The sequence below is a fragment of the Ensifer sp. BR816 genome (assembly GCF_000378985.1).
In the GTDB taxonomy this organism is placed as follows: domain Bacteria; phylum Pseudomonadota; class Alphaproteobacteria; order Rhizobiales; family Rhizobiaceae; genus Sinorhizobium.
On record NZ_KB905370.1, the window covers coordinates 1,633,337 to 1,653,719 of the forward strand.

Genomic DNA, 20,383 nt, shown 5'->3' on the forward strand with positions numbered 1-20,383 from the left:
GCCTCTCACCGCTGTAGCAACTTTGAATTGCTGCATGTCTTGTCCTTATTTCGGCTACGATTCAAGGAAACATGCAGTAAGTACTCACGGTTACTCGATGGGATGGAGCGGCATGAAAAACAAGCACTTTCATAAGCTTGCAGTCCTTGCGGCCGTATCTCTTTTCAGCGGCGCATGCACCCAGGCGATTGCCAGCGACGACCGGGCGAACATCGAGCGCGTCGTTGACGAGGCGGTCCGCCCAGTGATGACGGAATACGACATTCCCGGAATGGCTGTCGCAGTGACGCTCGAGGGGAGACGATACGTGTTCAACTACGGCGTCGCTTCGAAGGAAACCGGACAAAAGGTCGGCGATGAGACGCTTTTCGAGATCGGCTCGATCAGCAAGACCTTCACGGCGACGCTCGCCGCCTACGGCGAAGCGCGTGGAGATCTGTCGCTCTCCGACAGGGCCGGCAAGCACCTGCCGGCGCTCGCCGGAAGCCGCTTCGAGGAGATCAGGCTGCTCGATCTCGCCACCTATACGGCGGGCGGCCTGCCCTTGCAGTTCCCGGCTTCGGTCAAGACCCAGAAAGAGATGATCGCCTATTTCAAAGCCTGGCAGCCGGACTACGACCCTGGCACCCACAGGCTCTATTCGAATCCCAGCATCGGCGTGTTCGGCTACCTCGCCGCCAAGGGCATGGGTGAGCCCTTCGACGATCTCATGGAAAAGACGCTGTTCCCGGCACTCGGCCTGACCGAGACCCATATGCGCGTGCCGGAGGATCGGATGGACGACTACGCCCATGGCTATTCGAAAGCCGGCAAGCCGGTCCGGGTCAGCCCCGGCGTGCTCGATTCGGAAGCCTATGGCGTCAAGACGACGGCCGCCGATCTGATCCGCTTTGTCGAGGCAAACATGGGCGGCGCGGCGCTCGACGAGACGCTCCGGCGCGCGATCGCTGCAACGCACACCGGCTATTTCAGCGTCGGCGATATGACACAGGGGCTTGGATGGGAAATGCATCCCTACCCGGTCGAGCTCGAGCCGCTGCTGGCGGGAAACTCGCCCGAGGTGAGCTTCAAGCCCAACAGGGTGACGAGGCACAATCCGCCGCTGGTGCCACGGGAGAACGTGCTGATCAACAAGACCGGCTCGACGAGCGGATTCGGTGCCTATGCCGCCTTTGTTCCCGCCGAACGGATCGGCATCGTCATTCTCGCCAACAGGGCCTATCCCATTCCGGCACGGGTGAAGGCCGCCTATCGAATCCTGACGGCGCTCGATGAAGCAGGAACGAGCGCCCAATAACGGCTTCAGCGCGCGATCAGTGCATGGCGGCAGTCAGCGCCGGGGCCTTTGCCGCCAGCGCGGTGCGCAGCTTCTCAAGCGCCCGGGTTTCGATCTGCCGGACCCGCTCCTTCGATATCCCCAATGCGAGGCCGAGCTCCTCGAGGGTAGCGCCGTCCTCCGACAGGCGGCGTGCGCGGATGATCTTCATCTCGCGCTCGGTGAGTTGGGTCAGAGCGACCTGCAGCCAGCGTCGCGCCCGCTCGCCGTCGATCATCTCACTCACCTGCTCGTCCGGCAGCGGCGCATCGCTGGGGAGGAAATCCAGCCGCGCGCCGCCGTCGCTATCGCCGTGCCCGACCGGCGCCTGCAGCGATGCGTCATTGCCGGAAAGGCGGGCATCCATGGTCTGCACATCGGCGAGGCTGACGCCGAGGGCTGCGGCGATTTCCTCGTGCATCGCCAGCGATGTCAGTTGCCGGTCGCCCTGGGCAAGCCGCGCCCTGAGCCGGCGCAGATTGAAGAACAGCGCCTTCTGCGCCGAACTGGTGCCGCCGCGCACGATCGACCAATTGCGCAACACGAAGTCCTGCATCGATGCCCGAATCCACCAGGTGGCATAGGTCGAGAAGCGAACCTCACGGCTCGGCTCGAAACGCGCCGCCGCTTCAAGGAGCCCGATATGCCCCTCCTGGACCAGATCACCCATCGGTAGGCCGAAACTGCGGAACTTGGCCGCCATGGCGATCACCAGCCGCATGTGCGACATGGCGATCTTGTTGCGGGCTTCCTGGTCGTGATCGTTTCGCCAGGCCTCGGCCAGCGCATGCTCTTCGTCACGCTCGAGATAGGGGGCATCCATTGCAATCTTGATCAAACGCCTGTCTGCGGTGAGGGTCTTCATCGATTGCTCCCTGGCTGGCGCCGAACGCCAACACTGTTGATCCTAGAAGGGGCCGAACGCCGTGGCGGCGGTCGGTTGAAGGGTGGCCGGCGCTGCTTGACGAATTCAGGCAGTGCCCTAAATCGAAGAATACGACCTGAGACGGTGAGGAATTCACAGAACCAAGATCGCGCGGGAACGCAGGCGCAAACCTGTCCCGTGAACGAGAAACGTGCGCAGGGTCGAAAAGTTCCCTCCGGTGATGACGCTTTTAGATTGCAGGGTGCGCGCCATGCACTTCAAGCTGTGCCGGTTCGCGCGAACCGCATCACGGCAAGAAAAAAGGCCCGGCGGTGATGCCAGGCCTTGATCCAATTTGCTGAAGCTTGCGAAGCGTTTCGCTGCCGGTTAGGCGGCCTCGTCCTGCTCGTCTTCTTCGATGGCCTTGCCGCGCTTCGGGCCCTTGTTCAGGTTGGCTTCGACGAGGCGCACGGCTTCCGTTTCCGACATCTTGTTCACGGCAGCGATTTCGCGCGCCATGCGGTCGAGAGCGGCCTCATAGAGCTGGCGCTCGGAATAGGACTGTTCCGGCTGGTTCTCGGCGCGATAGAGGTCGCGCACGACTTCCGCAATGGAGATCAGGTCCCCGGAATTGATCTTGGCATCGTATTCCTGGGCGCGACGGGACCACATGGTCCGCTTCACGCGTGCCTTGCCCTGCACAACCTTCAATGCGCGATCGACGAAATCGGTTTCGGACAGTTTGCGCATGCCGATGCTGACGGCCTTGGCCACTGGGACCTTGAGACGCATCTTGTCCTTTTCGAAATCGATGACAAAAAGCTCGAGCTTCATGCCAGCGACTTCCTGCTCCTCAATCGCCACGATCTGACCAACGCCATGGGCCGGATAAACGATCGATTCACCGGTCTTGAAGCCTTGGCGCGTTGAAGATTTTTTCTGCTGGGTCGTCATTCGTTTCAAACACTCCCTATTGCGCTCCGGCCTCAATCGGCCGGGCCGGGTCGTGAGGCCCGGATAGACGGGGATACCGCCGGGTGGGGTCAATCCTGGTCCGTCCAACGAAGTGCAAACGGCTTCCTGCGTCGCAGTCACAAGCAACGGAACGTTGCATATTTTGAAAGTGCCGCGCCGTGGAAATCGAGTTGCTTTCGTGCTGGTTTTCGGGCGCGCAAAAGCACCCTCTGTGGATCAGTATCAGGAACCTATCACAAAAAAGAGCGGAAATCAATAATTTGCTGCATGGCAACGATCAAGTCACCACGCTCGCAGCTGCGAGGCGCCGGCGGGATTTCCCCAGATTTCGGCCTCGCCCCTATGTCTCCTGCGTCAGCCGCGACGAACCGGGCGACGCGGGCTTCAGTCGCCCTGACCGGGCTTCTCGGAGAAATACTGCTCGTATTTCCCCTCGACGCCGTCCATCTCCTTGGCCTCCGGGAGAGGATCCCGCTTGACCGTGATATTGGGCCACTGGGTCGCGAAATCAGCGTTCAATTTCAGCCACATATCCAGGCCCGGCTCGGTGTCCGGCTTGATCGCTCCGGCAGGACATTCCGGTTCGCACACGCCGCAATCGATGCACTCGTCCGGATGGATGACGAGAAAGTTCTCGCCCTCATAGAAGCAGTCCACCGGGCAGACTTCCACACAGTCCGTGTACTTGCAGCGAATGCAATTGTCGGTCACGACATACGTCATGAGGTACTCCAGCCAATGCTCACATTTGATGGCAGACGGCAAACCACGGTGATGCTCGATCGTCCGCGCATGCTAGGCATGTCCGGCGCGCATAGCGGCCTGAAGCAAACCACGAATGCCACCTCCTGCATGTTCCGTGGGTCACACCGATCCAAGGGAAAAACCATGCAGCATTCAAAATTATTACAGCGCCTATGTGTGCATGAACAGGCGCAAGGCACTGTAACGTGGCTTGTGACGTAAAGGCTTTGGGCGGCCTTTGCAAGAATAATCCACGCGCGATTTGCCGCCAAAAGGGCAGAGTTTTCCAGCATTGGCGCGCTATCGGATCGAAGCATCCAAATTCGCCGGACGGGCCCGTTCCCGGGCACTGCTGCGGGCCCCCGCGGCGGCAGCCCGCAGCTTCGTGCCGATCACAAAAACCGCGCTTTGGATCCTTGTTCTATTGCCCAACCCGCTGCCCAATTCGGGCGGCACGCCCTAATCGTCGTCGTCGAGGTCGGGTCTGAGGCGGTCGGTCTCGCGCCGCTCCCGCTTCGTCGGGCGTCCCGCGCCGCGTTCGCGGGTCGCCTGTTCGAAGCGCGTGCGGCGCTCGACGGGTGCGGCGGGCGTCAGATCCTCGTAAAGCAGGCGCGCCTCTTCATAGGGGCCGCGCCGCGTTCCTGCCAAGACGACCCGCACGACAAGGTCACGACGTTCGAGCGAAAGCTCCAGCGTGTCGCCCGCCTTGACCTGCGCCGACGACTGTGTCGTACGGGCGCCATTGACGGCCACATGGCCGGCCTCGATCGCCTTCTGGGCGAGCGACCGCGACTTGATCAGCCGGGCGAAGAACAGCCACTTGTCGAGCCGCTGGCGGGCGGCAGGCGGTGAGGGTGGCTGTTTCTCCATGGCCCGCCTACTTTTTCAGTTGCTCCTTGAGCGCGGCGAGCTTCGCAAAGGGCGAATCCGGATCGATCGGCTTCTCCTTGCGCGGCGGGCGGCTGTCGAACTTGCCCGGGGCGCGGTCGTGACGCTCATGCCGCTCGTGGCGGTCCTGACGCTCCTTGCGCTGGCCGCCCGGCTTGCCGTCCTGAGGCTTGCCGCGCGCCGGTGCTCCGCCCTTGCGGCCGCCTTCCCTTGCCTCGCCCTGCCCGTGACGCTGGCCGCCGCGGCGTTGGTCGCCCTGATGGCGGCCGCCCCGCTGGTTGTCCTGGCGGGTGCCGGGACGCCACAGCAGCACCGGCTTCGGTTCCGACGGCTCTTCCGGCTGCGCCGCTGCGGGCGTTTCGTCGCCGCTCGGCTCTGTCGAAGCGGCTTCTGTCGGTGCGGTATCTGCCGCCGTCGCATCCGCCTCGGAAGGCTCTGCGGCATCTGCATCCGCTTCGATGTGCTCGGCAGCCGCTTCCGGCGTAGCGCTCGCCTCGTTCGGCGTGGCGTTCTGTTTCGCCAGGAAGGCTGCGGCCTCCTCCGCGGTCACGCTGTCGGCGCGGTAGCCGAGACCTTTGAGGATCTCCTCCATGTCGTCCGGCGTCGCACCGAGGATCGACAACATCGACGTCGTCGCCGTGAAGCGGCGGCCGTCATAGGCCCCGTCCGGCCGTGGCGTCGTGCCCGGCTTCCACTGCAGGAGCGGGCGGATGAGATCCGCGAGACGCTCGAGGATGTCGATCCTCACTGCGCGTTTGCCGAGATAGCGGAATCCGGCGAGCTTGTAGAAGGTCCGCTCGAAGGACGAGTCGGCGACGACCGAGGTCCGGCCGGCGGCAAGCATCGGGATGAGTTCGCCGTAGCCGGGCTTGTCCAGCCCATCGTTCTTCAGCGCCCAGAGAAGCGTGATCAGCTCCGCCGGCGCCGGCTTCAGGAGGGCCGGAAGGAAGATGTGGTAGGCGCCGAAACGAACGCCATATTTGCGGATCGACGCCCGGCTTTCCTGGTCGAGCGACTTCACCTCGTCGGCGACGTCGCGTCGGAAGAGCACGCCGAGATTTTCGACGAGCTGGAAGGCCAGGCCCTTGGCCAAGCCCTCGAGATCCTCCGCGCGCGAAATATCGTCGAGCGGCTTCAGCACCGTGCTGATGTGGTGGTTCACGAAGCGCTCGATCCGCGCCACGACATGGTCGCGTGCGTTCGCCTGGAGCTGCTCGTCGGCGAGCAGGATGACGCGCGGGCGCATGACGTGGTCGCTCGCTGCAAGCCGCGCCACGGGATCGCCGAGCCAGCGCACCAGACCGTCCGACGAAAGCGCCAGGTCGTTGTTGCCGGCCGCATGCAGGCGGGCGGCGCGCGCCTCGAATTCCAGCGCAAGCGCCTTCTGGGCGGCGCCCTGAACGGCCTTGGCGTCCGTCCCCTCGCTGCCGGCGACAAGCGTGAACCGGAAACCGGTTAGCTGACCCACGTGGTGCCCTTCGACGAAGACATCACCATTCACACTGATTTCTGCTTCCAGCATCGCATTCTCTCTCAGGCGCTTCATGAGCACAGATGTCCTGCGGTCAACGAAGCGTTTCGTCAACCTTTCATGTAACGCGTCGGACAATCGATCTTCGATTTCCCGCGTCTTTTCTTGCCAGTGTGTCGGATCGGCAAGCCACCCGGGCCGATTGGACACATAGGTCCAGGTCCTGATCTGCGCGATTCGCGCCGAAAGTGTGTCAATCTCGCCATCCGTATGGTCGGCGCGGCGAACCTGCTCCGCCATGAAGTCCTCGTTGACCGTGCCATGGCGGACGAGATCGGCATAGAGAGTCGAGATCAGGTCGGCGTGCTGCGCCGGTGTGATGCGGCGGTAGTCCGGAAGCGCACAGGCTTCCCAGAGCTTCTCGACGCGTTCCGAGGTCGTGGCCACGTCGATGACTTCCGGATAGCGCGTCAGGTGCTCCAGCGCCTGCTGGTCGACGGCGGGAAGGGCGCGTGTCAGCCCGGACACGGCAGGTGCCGCCTCGAGGCTGTGCTTCAGCGCCTTCAGCGAAGAGTAGTCGAAGGCCTTGGAGCGCCATTGCAGCACCCGGACCGGATCGAATTCGTGCGCTTCGATCCGCTGCACCAGCTCGTCCCCGAAGGGATCGACGCGACCGGTCACGCCGAAGGTGCCATCGCGGATATGCCGGCCGGCGCGACCGGCGACCTGGGCAAGCTCGGCCGGATTGAGGTCGCGGTACTGGTAGCCGTCGAACTTGCGGTCCTGGGCGAAGGCGACGTGATCGACGTCGAGATTGAGCCCCATGCCGATCGCGTCGGTCGCCACCAGATAGTCGACGTCGCCTTCCTGGTAGAGCGCGACCTGGGCATTGCGGGTGCGCGGCGACAGCGCGCCGAGCACGACCGCGGCGCCGCCGCGTTGCCGCCGGATGAGCTCGGCGATGGCATAGACCTCGTCGGCCGAAAAGGCGACGATCGCCGAGCGGTGCGGCAGCCGGGTGATCTTCTTCGAGCCCGCATAGAGAAGCTGCGACATGCGCGGCCGCTCGACCACGGTGATGCCGGGCAGAAGATGTTCGAGAATCGGCCGCATCGTCGCGGCGCCGAGGAGCAGGGTCTCTCCCCGGCCGCGCAGATGCAGCAGCCTGTCGGTAAAGATATGGCCGCGCTCCAGGTCGCCGGCGAGCTGCACCTCGTCGATGGCGACGAAGGAGGCCGTCGTCTCGCGCGGCATCGCCTCTACCGTGCAGACCGAATAGCGGGCGCGATGCGGCGAAATCTTCTCCTCGCCGGTGATCAGCGCGACATTGTGGTGCCCGACCTTCTCGACCAGACGCGTATAGACCTCGCGGGCCAGCAATCGCAGCGGCAGGCCGATGACGCCGCTGTCATGCGCGACCATGCGTTCGATCGCATAATGCGTCTTGCCGGTATTGGTAGGCCCGAGCACCGCGGTCACGCCGCGGCCGCTCAGGATCATCGATTGAAAGGACAAGGTCATCGATCCCGGGCGGTCTCTGCAGCGCGGAGCGTCTTTCGGACGCACCAAGGTCGCCGCAGCACTTTTGATTGCCGCATGTTCTTATCCTTAAATCCGCTGCGACTTAAGGAAACAAGCAGTAGGTGCCGGCACGCTGGCGCACCCCGGCGGGGAACAGATGCCCATGCGGAGAGGCAAACGCAAGGGGCGAGGACAACTAAAAAGGCACGCACCACCATATTTAGCGGCTCCGCTTGCAGCGCCCGGCGGGCTTTTGGAACAGCGACGGAACGAATCGGCGACGAATCGATGACTCGTAATGATTCACTGTATGTTCAGGGCTATATATTGATCACGCCAGCCCGCTTTCCCCCATATGCTGAATCTCCTGATGACGCGCGCGTTGGACGCCGCTCAAGGGCACGCTTTCCGATTGCCGATGGCGGAATCGGCTCAAAGGATTCCGAATCCAAGAGTCTAGAATAGCTGGAAAATTTTGACCAAGATTCGTTTTTTTGCCTTCCGATTCCGGGAATACGAATCGCTGCTTCACCCGCGCTGGTGGCCCGGAGCGACTCCGGCCGGACTGGCCGATGGAGCGATTCCAGCTTATGCCAGCTACTACATATAGCGGGTTGGACGCCCATCTGGTGGAGGCCAACATCGCAAAAAGAAAGCGGCGCCCCGAGGAGCGCCGCGCAATGTGCGATCGGTCAAAGGCGTCAGGCGAAATATTGCCCGCCGTTTGCCGAGATCGTCGAGCCGGTGATGAAGCCGGACTCGTCCGAGGCCAGGAAGACCACGCAGCGGGCGATCTCGTCCGGCTCGCCGAGGCGGCCGACGGGGATCTGCGGTATGATCCTTTCGTTCAGCACCTTTTCCGGCACGGCGCGCACCATCTCGGTGCCGATATAGCCCGGGCAAATCGCATTGACGGTGACGCCCTTTGCCGCCCCTTCCTGTGCCAGCGCCTTGGTGAAGCCGAGGTCGCCGGCCTTGGCGGCGGAATAGTTCGCCTGGCCCATCTGCCCCTTCTGGCCGTTGATCGAGGAGATATTGATGACGCGGCCGAAGCCACGGTCGCGCATGCCCGACCAGACGGGATGAGTCATGTTGAAGAGGCCGGTGAGGTTGGTGTTGATGACCTCGCCCCACTGCTCTGGCGTCATCTTGTGGAACATCGCATCGCGGGTGATGCCGGCATTGTTGACGAGGATGTCGACCGGCCCGAGATCGGCCTCCACCTTGGCGATGCCGTCGACGCAGGCCTGGTAGCTGGAGACATCCCATTTGTAGACCGGAATGCCGCTTTCCTGCTTGAAGGCCTGGGCCTTCTCGTCATTGCCGGCATAGTTCGCCGCCACCTTGTAGCCGGCCGCCTTCAGCGCGACGGAAATCGCGGCGCCGATGCCGCGGGACCCACCCGTAACCAGTGCTACTCTGCTCATGCTCGCCTCCCACTCGGGTTAAACCAAATTGCAAAGGAATATTCTCCGCGGCCCGGAGTCCCGGACCGCGCGCGTAGTCGTATCGGGCGGATGCCCTGGCATGCCGCTGACCGGTTACAGGCGCTCGACGCACATGGCGACGCCCATGCCGCCCCCGATGCAAAGGGTCGCAAGCCCCTTGGAGACGCCGCGCCGCTTCATCTCGAAGAGCAGGGTATTGAGCACGCGGGCGCCGGAAGCGCCGATCGGATGGCCGATGGCGATCGCGCCGCCATTGACGTTGACGATCGACGGATCCCAGCCGAGATCCTTGTTGACCGCGCAGGCCTGCGCCGCGAAGGCTTCGTTGGCTTCGACGAGTTCGACGTCGCCGATCGCCCAGCCGGCCCTTTCGAGCGCCTTGCGGGAAGCCGGGATCGGGCCGGTGCCCATGATCTGCGGATCGACGCCGGCGGTCGCCCAGGAGACGATGCGGGCGAGCGGCTGAATGCCGCGCCTGGAGGCCTCCGCCTCGGTCATCAGCAGCGCCGCGGCGGCACCGTCATTGAGACCGGAGGCATTGCCGGCGGTGACCGTGCCTTCCTTGTCGAAGGCGGGTCTGAGCTTGGCGATCGAATCCAGCGTGGCGCCGTGGCGGATATATTCGTCCTGGTCGACGGTCACGTCGCCCTTACGGGTCTTGACGACGAAGGGGACGATTTCGTCGGCGAACCGGCCGGCCTTCTGCGCGGCTTCAGCCTTGTTCTGCGAGCGGAGCGCGAATTCGTCCTGCTCCTCGCGGGTAAGCTGCCACTTGCGGGCAACGTTCTCGGCGGTAGTGCCCATGTGGTAGCCGTAGAAGGCGTCCGTCAGGCCGTCCTTGATCATCGTGTCGATCATCTTGTAGTCGCCCATCTTCACGCCGCCGCGCAAGTGCGCGCAATGCGGCGCCATCGACATCGACTCCATGCCGCCGGCAACGATGATGTTCGCATCGCCGGTGGCGATCTGCTGCATGCCGAGGGCGACGGCGCGCAAGCCCGAGCCGCAGAGCTGGTTCATGCCCCAAGCGGTCTTTTCCTGTGGCACGCCGCCCTTGATCGCCGCCTGACGGGCCGGGTTCTGCCCTTCGCCGGCCGGCAGCACCTGGCCGAGGATCACCTCGTCGACCTCTGCCGCCTCGACTCCGGCCCGTTCGAGGACCGCCTTGATGACCGTTGCACCCAGTTCATGAGCGGCTGTGTTGCCGAAGGCGCCGTTGAAGGACCCGACTGCGGTGCGAGCGGCGCTGGCGATCACGATGGAGGGATTGCTCATGGGACGTTTCCTCTTGTTTCCTTTGCCTGGAGGAGCAGACTGGCAAAGCCGGGAGCGCAAGTCAAACGCCTTGATGCTCTGCAACAAAAGCTTCACGGCGCGGCGCCGTTCATCACGTTTTGCACCTGCGTCGCCGCAACGCACAAAGAGATTGTCAGCAGCGCTCTTTTGCGGATACTCTTAAAAAATCCAATAAAGACGGGACGATGGGTAAGAGGAGACCCTGATGGCGAAGAACGAAGGCCAGATCGTTATCAAGAAATACGCAAACCGGCGGCTCTACAATACCGGCACGAGCACCTATGTGACCCTCGACGATTTGGCGGTGATGGTGAAGAGGGGAGAGGACTTCGTCGTGCAGGACGCCAAGTCCGGCGAGGACATCACCCATTCCGTGCTGACGCAGATCATCTTCGAGCAGGAGTCGAAGACGGGCAACACGCTTCTGCCGATTTCCTTCCTGCGCCAGCTGATCTCCTTCTACGGCGACCAGATGCAGATGGTCGTGCCGAGCTACCTCGAACATTCGATGCAGGCCTTCACCGACCAGCAGGCGCAGATGCGCGAGCAGATCAACAAGGCCTTCGGCGACACGCCGCTCGGCAAGAACCTGCAGGTGCCGCTGCAGCTCGTCGAGGAGCAGGTGCGGCGCAACACCGAAATGTTCCATCAGGCGATGCAGATGTTCTCCCCCTTCATGGCCGCTCCTCCGGCCAAGGAGACCAAGAAGGCCGAAGCGAAGGACATCGACGAGCTCAAGGAACAGTTGCGCGCGCTTCAGACGAAGCTCGACAATCTCGGCTGACGGGAGCCAATCTCCCACCCCCTTTGAAGCCCGTCGCCTGTGCTATCTAGAGGCGCTTTCGCGCCGCGACGACATGGCGGATGGCCGCCTCTTCGGCAGCGACCGCCCTGCCGGCGAGTCGTTCACAATGGTTCGCGTTGAACGGATTGAATGAATATGATAAGGAAACCTTATTAAATTCATTTGTGAACGATCCGGATGCCCAGAAAACTCGAATCCGATACGATCGGATTGCTGCTCACCGATGTCTCGCGCCTGCTGCGCGGCGCCTTCGACCGCAAGGTCAATGCGATGGCACTTGGGGTAACGCCGGGAGAAGCGCGCACGCTGATGCAGGTCGCCATGACCGAGGGCATCAAGCAGGCGGAGATCGCCACCCGCATGGGGATCGAGCCGATGACGCTGTCGGCCTATCTCGATCGCCTCGAGGCGCTCGGGCTCGTTGCGCGCGTGCCCGATCCGGCCGACCGGCGCGCCAAGAACGTCGTCATCACCGACAAGGCCGATCCGCTGCTTTCCGAACTGATGGCAGGTTTGCGCCAGATGATGAACGCCTATACCGAGGGCCTGGGCGACGAGGGACGCGAGGAGTTGCGCGGCAGCCTCCGGACCCTGCGCGACAACCTTCGCCGCCTTGATCCCTGTCTTGCCGGCAAGGAGAAGGCGGAATGACGCTCAGGATGAGCGAGCGGCGCACGAGTATCATCGGCGCCTTCCTGGTGGCGCTCGGGCCCGTCTCGATGGCGCTCTATACGCCCGCCATGCCGGAACTCGTCCGCGCCTTTGCCTCCAGCGAGGCGGCGATCAAGATGACGCTGTCGCTCTATTTCGGCGGCTTCGCCTTCGCCCAGCTCGTTTCCGGCACGCTCTCCGATGTCATCGGCCGTCGCCCGGCGACGTTGATCTTCATGGCGATCTATCTCGCCGGCAGCTTGATGGCCGCCTTTGCCCCCTCAGTCGCCGTGCTGCTCGCCGGACGGCTCGTGCAGGGGATTGGGGCCTCCGTCGGCATGACGGTTGCCCGCGCCATCGTGCGCGATCAGTTCACCGGCACGAGCGCCGCCCGGATCATGAACATGATCGGCATGATGCTGGCGCTCGGCCCGGCGGTCTCACCGACACTCGGCGGCATCGCATTGGGAATTTTCGGCTGGCAGTCGATCTTCTTCCTGATGGTCGGCTTCGCCCTGATGGCCTGCTTCACCGTGCAGTTCTTCATGGTCGAAACAGCGACGCCGGACCGCAGCAAGGCCCATTTGCGGCCGATCCTCGCCGCCTATCGCGAGCTGCTGACGGACAGCCGCTTCGTGGCCTCGACGCTGGTGATCGCCGGCGCTGTCGGCGCGCTCTATGCCTGGGCGACCATGCTGCCCTTCGTGCTGATCAGCGAGGTCGGCCTGACACCGACAGAGTTCGGTGTCGGCATGCTGATGCAGTCCGGCCTGTTCTTTTCGGGCACGGTCACCGTGCGGCTCTTGATGCGGCGGTTCACGCCGCAGGCGCTTGTACCCCCCGGACTTTTCTTCATCGGCATGGCGAGCATCGTTCTCGCCTTCACAATGCATGCGCTGGATCCGACCTTCCTGTCGGTCATGGCGCCGATCGGCGTCTATGCTTTCGGCATCGCCTTCGTGATGCCCTATATGATGACCGCGGCGATGGCGCCCTTCCCGCATATCGCCGGCACGGCGTCGGCGATGATGGGCTTCATTCAGATGGGTTCCGGCCTGCTCGGCGGCGCGCTCGCCGCTCTCGTCGGTGCACCGGCACTGGCGCTCGGCACGATCATCCCGGGCTTCGGCTTTATCTCCATAGCAAGCTATGTCTGGTATCGCAGGACGGTTCGGCTGAGGCCGCTCGTCGCGCCGGCATCAGCTGAAGCGCCGTTGCGCGAAGCAGCGGAATAGAGACAATTGCGGGGAAGCGTAACGGTTTTCCGTTTGGATACCCCCCTCTGCCCTGCCGGGCATCTCCCCCACAAGGAGGGAGATCGGCAAGCAGCGCTGTCCCGCTCAGGCCATTACTGTTCACGCATATCTTGGTACGTGATCTCGTCGGCTTTCGCAAACTCGCTGTCAGGCAGAGCTATGCTTCTGCCGATCTCCCCCCTTGTGGGGGAGATGCCCGGCAGGGCAGAGGGGGGTGCTATGGCCGCTCTCCCTGAAACCTGCCTCAAACCGCTCGGTACAAAAAAGCCGCGGCAGATCGCTCCGCCGCGGCTCTGTCTCGAAGAATCCCGGTCTTATCGGTTGCGTGCCGCGAGCGTGCGCAGGCGCAGGGCATTGAGCTTGATGAAGCCGGCCGCGTCCTTCTGGTCGTAGGCGCCCTGGTCGTCCTCGAAGGTGACCAGCTTGTCCGAATAGAGCGATTTCGGGCTCTCGCGGCCGATGACCATGACGTTGCCCTTGTAGAGCTTCAGCGTCACTTCGCCTTCCACATGCTCCTGGCTCTTGTCGATCGCCGCCTGCAGCATCTCGCGCTCCGGCGAGAACCAGAAGCCGTAATAGATCAGCTCGGCATAGCGCGGCATCAGCTCGTCCTTGAGGTGTGCAGCGCCGCGGTCGAGCGTGATGCTCTCGATCGCCCGGTGGGCGGCGAGCAGGATCGTGCCGCCGGGGGTCTCGTAGACCCCGCGCGACTTCATGCCGACGAAGCGGTTCTCGACGAGGTCGAGACGGCCGATGCCGTTGTCGCGGCCGTAGTCGTTGAGCCTGGCAAGCAGCGTCGCCGGCGACAGGCGCACGCCGTCGATCGAGACGGCATCGCCGCGCGCGAAGCCGATCTTGATGACGGTCGCCTTGTCGGGCGCGGCCTCCGGCGAAATCGTGCGCATATGCACATATTCCGGCGCCTCCTGGGCCGGGTCTTCCAGAACCTTGCCCTCGGAAGAGGAGTGCAGCAGGTTGGCGTCGACGGAGAAGGGGGCCTCGCCCTTCTTGTCCTTGGCGACCGGGATCTGGTGCTTCTCGGCGAATTCGAGCAGATCGGTGCGGCTCTTGAACGACCAGTCGCGCCAGGGGGCGATGATCTTGATGTCGGGGTTCAAGGCATAGGCCGAAAGTTCGAAGCGGACCTGGTCGTTGCCCTTGCCGGTCGCGCCGTGGGCGATGGCGTCGGCGCCGGTCTTGCGGGCGATGTCGATCAGGTGCTTGGAGATCAGCGGACGGGCGATCGAGGTGCCGAGCAGGTAGACGCCCTCATAGACGGCATTGGCGCGGAACATCGGGAAGACGAAGTCACGCACGAATTCCTCGCGGACGTCCTCGATGTAGATCTCCTTGATGCCGAGCATCTCCGCCTTCTTGCGCGCCGGCTCCAGTTCCTCGCCCTGGCCGAGATCGGCGGTGAAGGTCACCACTTCGGCGCCGAGTTCGGTCTGCAGCCATTTGAGGATGATCGAGGTGTCGAGACCGCCGGAATAGGCGAGTACGACCTTCTTCACGTCTTTGTGCGATGCCATGATGTCTGTCCGTGCTTTTCGAGGGCGGAAATGCCGCCGTGCAAAATCTGCGGCACTTTAGCCAGAACTCGAAGCGATACAAGCGGAACAAGCGGCATTCGGACGAATCTGCTGGCGAAAGGATGTAAGCTTCGGTATCAGCAATGACCTTCGCCTGAGGAATAGCCATGGACTTCCTGCCGAGCCTCCCGACACTCCTCGCCTTTGCCGCTGCGAGCCTGCTGCTGGCGGCAACGCCCGGACCCGACATGACGCTGTCGATCAGTCGGGCGCTGGCGCAGGGCAAGAAGGCCGCACTCTTCGTCGTGGTCGGCACCGGGCTCGGCATCGTCGTTCACACGCTGCTCGTCGCCTTCGGCATCTCGGCGCTGATCACCGCCTCGCCCACAGCCTTCCTGGTGTTGAAGACGGGTGGTGCCGCCTATCTCCTGTGGCTGGCGATCCAGGCCATCCGCTACGGCTCCAGCCTTTCGGTGACAAAGGTGACGGAGGCGAAGGGTACGGCGCTTTCCAACATAGCGACCGGCTTCTCGGTCAACATCCTGAACCCGAAGGTCGTCATTTTCTTCATGACCTTCCTGCCGCAATTCGTCAGCGCCGAGGACCCGGGGGTGACCGGCAAGCTCCTGTTTCTCGGCTTCTTCTTCATCGCCATCGGCATGCCGGTCAACGCGCTGGTGGTGCTCGCCGCAGACTGGCTGGCGGCCTGGCTGCAGCGCAACAGGCGGGTGATGCGAGCCCTGGACTATAGTTTCGCCGGGGTGTTTTCCGTATTCGCGGTGAAGATCTTCCTGACGCAGGCGCGGTGAGTTCTACCGCGCCGATTTCACCATCGATTGTGTGATCGCCACGGAGGGGGGCGGCGACCTCACGGGATCGTGCGTCCCAAAGGGCTGTCGTTCCTTCGCCCGCCATCGCAGCCATAGCCTTTGCGCGCCCGGTCAGGCGCGCGGCGCTATACGGCGAGGGGCCATTTCTGTCTCACAATTCGAAATGCGCGATTACCGGCACGTGGTCGGACGGGCGCTCCCAGCCGCGTGCTTCCCGCAGGATGTCGACGCGGACGAGCTTCGAAGCGAGGTCGGCTGAGGACCAGATATGGTCGAGCCGGCGGCCCCGGTCGGCCGCCGCCCAGTCCTTCGCCCGATAGCTCCACCAGGTGTAGAGCCTTTCGGGCGGCGGCGTGTGCTGGCGCATCAGGTCGACCCAGGCGCCGCCGGTCATGACCGTGGTCAGGCCGTCGGTCTCGATCGGGGTGTGGCTGACGATCTTCAGGAGCTGCTTATGCGACCAGACATCGTGCTCGAGCGGCGCGATATTGAGGTCGCCGACCAGGATCGAGGAGATGCCGGCTTCGGCCTCGGCATGCAGGAGCTTCATCTCGTCGACGAAGTCGAGCTTGTGGCCGAATTTCGGATTGATCGTGCGGTCCGGCTCGTCGCCGCCGGCTGGCACATAGAAATTATGCAGGCGAACCATCTTGCCGCCGGCTGAGAAGACGACCGAGAGATGGCGCGCGTCGCCGACACCGCAATAGTCGCGACGATCGGTCAGTTCGGTGAGCGGCAGGCGGGAGATGGTCGCTACGCCGTGGTAGCCCTTCTGTCCGTGCATTTCGATATAGTTGTAGCCGAGCTTCTTCAACGGTGCGGACGGAAACTGATCGTCCGGGCACTTGGTTTCCTGCAGGCAGAGAATGTCCGGCTGCCACGTCTCCAACAGATGCTCGACCAGCGGCATGCGCAGGCGGACGGAGTTGATGTTCCATGTGGCGATGGAAAGGGTCATTCTCATTCCTCTGGAAAGTTCGCGCCGGCGGCAGAAGCAAAGGTGTCCTTCGCCGAGGCGTTTTAAGCAGGTCCGGCGCCAATCGACAAGCATGAAAAAGGCCGCCCGAAGGCGGCCGATAGCTGGGTGCGCGAGGGAAGCCTCGTCCGTTCATTTGCCGCCCTTGTTGCGCACCTCGTCATAGGGAATGCGGAACACCTTGTCGTCCAGCTGGATGCCGGTCTGCACGTTGAAGATCATCACTGAGGTGTCCTTCTTCTGCGCGTCGGTAATCGTCCACTGGCGGAGATTGTAGGTCTTCGGATCGAACATCATGGTGATGGTCGAATCGCCGAAGATCGAACGGTCGCCCAGCACGATGGTGATCAGGTCGGACTCGACCCGGACGTTGCGCACCATGCGGCTGCTGAGATCGATCCTTTCGCTCAGGAGCAGGTTGAGCGGCGTCTTCGACAGCGGATAGATGTCCCAGGTCTTCAGCTTCATGTTGCCGATGACCACCGAGCGGCCGTCGGCGATGACGCGCATCGGCGAGGGCGCCTCATAGTTGAAGCGGATGCGTCCGGGACGGCGGATGTAGAACTTGCCGCCGGTCTGTTCGCCGCGCGGACCGAACTGGACGAATTCGCCCGCCATCGTCTTTACCGATGAAAAATGATCGGCAATCTTCTGGGCGACGGCGGAAGCCTGTGCGGAGGCCGGAGCCGCATCGAGGGCCGTTCCGGCGATGCCCGCCAACGCTGCCAGGCCGCAAACGAAGACGCGCCGCGAGATCGCCCCAGTGTTGCCGTCGTCGTTTCTTGTCTCTGTCATCGCAGTCTCCTTCATATGAGCGTCATTTGGAGCGCAAGTGGGGCACCTTCAAGGCATCATGCGCTGCCGCGGCGCCGCCGCTCTCAAATGACCGTTACCGGCCGGCCCTCGGCACTTACCGGCCCGTGATCTCCGCCTCCGTCGGCACCAGGATCTCGCGCTTGCCGGCGTGGTTCGCCGGGCCGATGATGCCTTCCTGTTCCATCCGCTCGATCAGCGATGCCGCCCTATTATAGCCGATACCGAGGCGCCGCTGCACGTAGGAGGTCGAGGCCTTGCCGTCGCGCAGCACGATCGCCACCGCCTGGTCGTAGGGATCCTCGGAATCGGCCAGGTTCGCGGTGCCGGCCGGTCCGCCGCCGTCGTTCTCCTCGTCGTCGTCCTCGGTGATCGCATCGAGATATTGCGGCACGCCCTGCGTCTTCAGATAGGCGACCACCTCTTCCACTTCGGTGTCGGAAACGAAGGGGCCGTGGACGCGCTGGATGCGCCCGCCGCCGGCCATGTAGAGCATGTCGCCCTGGCCCAGCAGCTGCTCGGCGCCCTGCTCGCCGAGGATCGTGCGGCTGTCGATCTTCGAGGTGACCTGGAAGGAGATGCGGGTTGGGAAGTTGGCCTTGATCGTGCCGGTGATGACGTCGACCGACGGGCGCTGCGTCGCCATGATGACGTGGATGCCGGCGGCGCGCGCCATCTGGGCGAGCCGCTGCACCGCCCCTTCGATATCTTTGCCGGCGACCATCATCAGGTCGGCCATCTCGTCGATGATGACGACGATATAGGGCATCGGCGAGAGATCGAATTCCTCGGTCTCGTAGACGGCCTCGCCGGTCTGGCGGTCGAAGCCGGTCTGCACCGTGCGGGTGATCGCCTCGCCTTTCGCCAGCGCCTGCTCGACGCGGGCGTTGAAGCCGTCGATGTTGCGGACGCCGATTTTCGACATCTTCTTGTAGCGCTCTTCCATCTCGCGCACGGTCCATTTCAGCGCGACGACGGCCTTCTTCGGATCGGTGACCACCGGCGAGAGCAGATGCGGGATGCCGTCATAGACGGAGAGTTCGAGCATCTTCGGATCGATCATGATCAGTCGGCACTGATCCGGGGTAAGGCGATAGACGAGCGACAGGATCATCGTGTTGATCGCCACCGACTTGCCCGAGCCTGTGGTGCCGGCGACGAGCAGATGCGGCATCTTGGCGAGGTCGGCGACGACCGGTTCGCCGCCGATCGTCTTGCCGAGCGCCATGGCGAGCTTCGTCTTGGTGGTCTCGAAATCGCGCGAGCCGATCAGCTCCCGCAGATAGACCATTTCGCGGCGCTGGTTCGGCAGTTCGATGCCGATGGCATTGCGGCCCGGCACCACGGCGACGCGGGCGGCAATCGCGCTCATCGAGCGGGCGATGTCGTCGGCAAGGCCGATGACACGCGACGACTTGATGCCCGGCGCCGGTTCCAGCTCGTAGAGGGTCACGACGGGGCCGGGGCGGACATGGATGATCTCGCCCTTGACGCCGAAATCCTCGAGCACGCCCTCGAGCATGCGGGCGTTTTGCTCCAGTGCGTCAGACGACAGCGAGGCGTCGCGGGCGACATTCTTCGGCTCCGCGAGAAAATGGATCGGCGGCAGCGCGAAGTCGCCATCGTCCTCGACGAAGGAGCGCTGGGCCTCGCGTTCGATGCGCTGGCCGCTCTTCGGCCGCGGCGGCGGCGGCGCGACCCGCGAGGCCGCGACCGCCGGCCTTGCCGGGGCCGGGCGCGGCGCCCAGTCGGCGGCAATGTCGTCTTCGTCGTCCGGCAGGATGCCGGCGGGGCGAGGTTCGTCTATGTCGAAGGGCGGGTCGTCGTTATCGGCGAGGATCGGCGGCGGCGTGACGATGCGGCGCTCGGCGCGATCGAGCGACGGCTCGATGCGGTCGGCGCCACCCTGCGCCTTCGGACGGGCCGGCTCGTTGAGCGTGCCGAATTCGTCATTGTTGAAATCGTAGGGCTCGTCATACTGGCGCTTGGTGCGGCTGGCGCTCAGGCCGAAGGCGCGCCGCAGCCGGGCTTGCGCCGTGAAGCGCATATGCGCGAGCGAGCCCATCAGCAGGGTCAGCGGACCTTCGTCGTCGTCTTCCTCGAGTTCTTCGCGAATGGTGCGCGCCTTGCTGGGGACGGGCACCGGTGCGTCCTCTTCCTCATCCGCCTCGCTGACGCCGATCAGGCCGGCGCTGAAGATCAGCGCCCAGGCCGCCGGCCCGGCGAACAGGCAGGCGAGAACGGTGGCGAAGGTGCCGCTCGGGAAAGTGCCGGTGAAGAGCGCCGGGAAACGCAGGATCATGTCGCCGAAGACGCCGCCGAGGCCGTTCGGCAGCGGCCAGGTGATCGGCGCCGGAACGCAGCTCAAGGCGGCGCTGGCGAGCACCGAGCCGACGAACCAGAGGGCGAACCGCTTCACGACCTTGTCGAAGGGCTTGTTGCCGATGAGCACGAGCGCCCAGGCGACGACCGGCAGCAGCGCTACGACGCTCGCCAGGCCGAAGAATTGCATGAAGATGTCGGCAAAGGCGGCGCCGCCATGGCCGAGCAGGTTGGTCGGCTCCTGAGCGGTCGCATAGGAAAAGCTTGGATCGGAGACGTTCCATGTCGAGAGGGCGGCGACGGCGAGCGCCAAGGCGCCGAACAGCGCAAAACCAGCCAGCGACGCGGTCTGGCGCCAAAGGAAGATGGTCAGCACGAACTGGTTGGAACGGCTGTCAAGCGTTGCGGGGTTGCTTCTGCTCATGTTGCCTGCTGCCCGTTTCGATCCGCCGGAGCGCCACGCATTTTTGAAGTGAACGGTGGGAGCATTCCAGCCATTGATTGCAGGGCATCCTTGCCGCCCTCCGAAACCGGTGCGGCGCAGAATGCTCCGGACACATTGCGTGCCATGGAATCAACCTACGCGGAGGTGGGTTAATGCGACATTAACCATCCCGCGTGTGGGGTCGAAATAGCGGTGGATCGGCCTCGTCGAGACAAAAAAAGCCCGGATCG

The 20,383-nt window shown here is 63.7% G+C and carries 16 protein-coding genes; 5 read left to right on the plus strand and 11 right to left on the minus strand.

What is annotated here, in order from left to right:
• The first annotated feature begins 112 nt into the window (after nucleotides 1-112).
• Nucleotides 113-1,297: a class C beta-lactamase gene (gene ampC, locus RHIBR816_RS0107885; RefSeq protein ID WP_026186753.1), complete on the plus strand. Its 1,185-nt coding sequence runs from the start codon at nucleotides 113-115 to the stop codon at nucleotides 1,295-1,297.
• 16 nt (nucleotides 1,298-1,313) lie between these two features.
• On the opposite strand, the gene RHIBR816_RS0107890 is transcribed toward ampC, so the two are convergent.
• The 7 genes from RHIBR816_RS0107890 to RHIBR816_RS0107925 form a co-directional block, all read right to left on the minus strand.
• On the minus strand, nucleotides 1,314-2,180 hold the full coding sequence (locus RHIBR816_RS0107890) for an RNA polymerase factor sigma-32 (RefSeq protein ID WP_018235987.1): 867 nt from the start codon (nucleotides 2,178-2,180) through the stop codon (nucleotides 1,314-1,316).
• A gap of 387 nt (nucleotides 2,181-2,567) precedes the next feature.
• The gene (locus RHIBR816_RS0107895; RefSeq protein ID WP_018235988.1) at nucleotides 2,568-3,134 is read right to left on the minus strand and encodes a CarD family transcriptional regulator; all 567 of its coding nucleotides are present in this window, start codon (nucleotides 3,132-3,134) and stop codon (nucleotides 2,568-2,570) included.
• Nucleotides 3,135-3,539: 405 nt separating this feature from the next.
• Nucleotides 3,540-3,878, minus strand: coding sequence for a ferredoxin FdxA (fdxA, locus tag RHIBR816_RS0107900; RefSeq protein WP_012709747.1), 339 nt, complete (start codon nucleotides 3,876-3,878; stop codon nucleotides 3,540-3,542).
• Nucleotides 3,879-4,358: 480 nt separating this feature from the next.
• Nucleotides 4,359-4,769: an RNA-binding S4 domain-containing protein gene (locus RHIBR816_RS0107910; RefSeq protein ID WP_018235990.1), complete on the minus strand. Its 411-nt coding sequence runs from the start codon at nucleotides 4,767-4,769 to the stop codon at nucleotides 4,359-4,361.
• Nucleotides 4,770-4,776: 7 nt separating this feature from the next.
• Nucleotides 4,777-7,758: a helicase-related protein gene (locus RHIBR816_RS0107915; protein WP_034816061.1), complete on the minus strand. Its 2,982-nt coding sequence runs from the start codon at nucleotides 7,756-7,758 to the stop codon at nucleotides 4,777-4,779.
• 722 nt (nucleotides 7,759-8,480) lie between these two features.
• Entirely contained in the window at nucleotides 8,481-9,206 is a 726-nt protein-coding gene (locus RHIBR816_RS0107920; protein WP_018235992.1) for a beta-ketoacyl-ACP reductase, read from the minus strand.
• A gap of 114 nt (nucleotides 9,207-9,320) precedes the next feature.
• Nucleotides 9,321-10,502 (minus strand): acetyl-CoA C-acetyltransferase, encoded by a 1,182-nt coding sequence (locus RHIBR816_RS0107925; protein ID WP_018235993.1) that lies wholly within the window; start codon nucleotides 10,500-10,502, stop codon nucleotides 9,321-9,323.
• A gap of 226 nt (nucleotides 10,503-10,728) precedes the next feature.
• Here RHIBR816_RS0107925 and phaR point away from each other — a divergent pair, with 226 nt between their 5' ends.
• From phaR to RHIBR816_RS0107940, 3 genes are all read left to right on the plus strand, one after another.
• Nucleotides 10,729-11,307: a polyhydroxyalkanoate synthesis repressor PhaR gene (gene phaR / locus RHIBR816_RS0107930; RefSeq protein ID WP_018235994.1), complete on the plus strand. Its 579-nt coding sequence runs from the start codon at nucleotides 10,729-10,731 to the stop codon at nucleotides 11,305-11,307.
• A gap of 198 nt (nucleotides 11,308-11,505) precedes the next feature.
• A complete protein-coding gene (locus tag RHIBR816_RS0107935; protein WP_018235995.1) occupies nucleotides 11,506-11,979 on the plus strand; it encodes a MarR family winged helix-turn-helix transcriptional regulator in 474 nt (157 codons plus the stop codon).
• Nucleotides 11,976-13,214, plus strand: a complete 1,239-nt coding sequence (locus tag RHIBR816_RS0107940; protein ID WP_018235996.1) for a multidrug effflux MFS transporter — start codon at nucleotides 11,976-11,978, stop codon at nucleotides 13,212-13,214. Before RHIBR816_RS0107935 ends, RHIBR816_RS0107940 begins: the two co-directional genes overlap by 4 nt.
• 335 nt (nucleotides 13,215-13,549) lie before the next feature.
• On the opposite strand, the gene RHIBR816_RS0107945 is transcribed toward RHIBR816_RS0107940, so the two are convergent.
• Nucleotides 13,550-14,767 (minus strand): argininosuccinate synthase, encoded by a 1,218-nt coding sequence (locus RHIBR816_RS0107945; RefSeq protein WP_018235997.1) that lies wholly within the window; start codon nucleotides 14,765-14,767, stop codon nucleotides 13,550-13,552.
• 167 nt (nucleotides 14,768-14,934) lie between these two features.
• On the opposite strand from RHIBR816_RS0107945, the gene RHIBR816_RS0107950 reads away from it, so the two are divergent.
• On the plus strand, nucleotides 14,935-15,576 hold the full coding sequence (locus RHIBR816_RS0107950) for a LysE family translocator (RefSeq protein ID WP_018235998.1): 642 nt from the start codon (nucleotides 14,935-14,937) through the stop codon (nucleotides 15,574-15,576).
• A gap of 172 nt (nucleotides 15,577-15,748) precedes the next feature.
• Here the strand turns inward: RHIBR816_RS0107950 and RHIBR816_RS0107955 are convergent, their stop codons facing one another.
• From RHIBR816_RS0107955 to RHIBR816_RS0107965, 3 genes are all read right to left on the minus strand, one after another.
• A complete protein-coding gene (locus tag RHIBR816_RS0107955) occupies nucleotides 15,749-16,555 on the minus strand; it encodes an exodeoxyribonuclease III (RefSeq protein ID WP_018235999.1) in 807 nt (268 codons plus the stop codon).
• Between the two features lie 150 nt (nucleotides 16,556-16,705).
• Nucleotides 16,706-17,368: an outer membrane lipoprotein carrier protein LolA gene (locus RHIBR816_RS0107960; RefSeq protein ID WP_026186755.1), complete on the minus strand. Its 663-nt coding sequence runs from the start codon at nucleotides 17,366-17,368 to the stop codon at nucleotides 16,706-16,708.
• Nucleotides 17,369-17,483: 115 nt separating this feature from the next.
• Nucleotides 17,484-20,132, minus strand: coding sequence for a DNA translocase FtsK (locus RHIBR816_RS0107965; RefSeq protein ID WP_018236001.1), 2,649 nt, complete (start codon nucleotides 20,130-20,132; stop codon nucleotides 17,484-17,486).
• Between the last annotated feature and the right edge of the window lie 251 nt (nucleotides 20,133-20,383).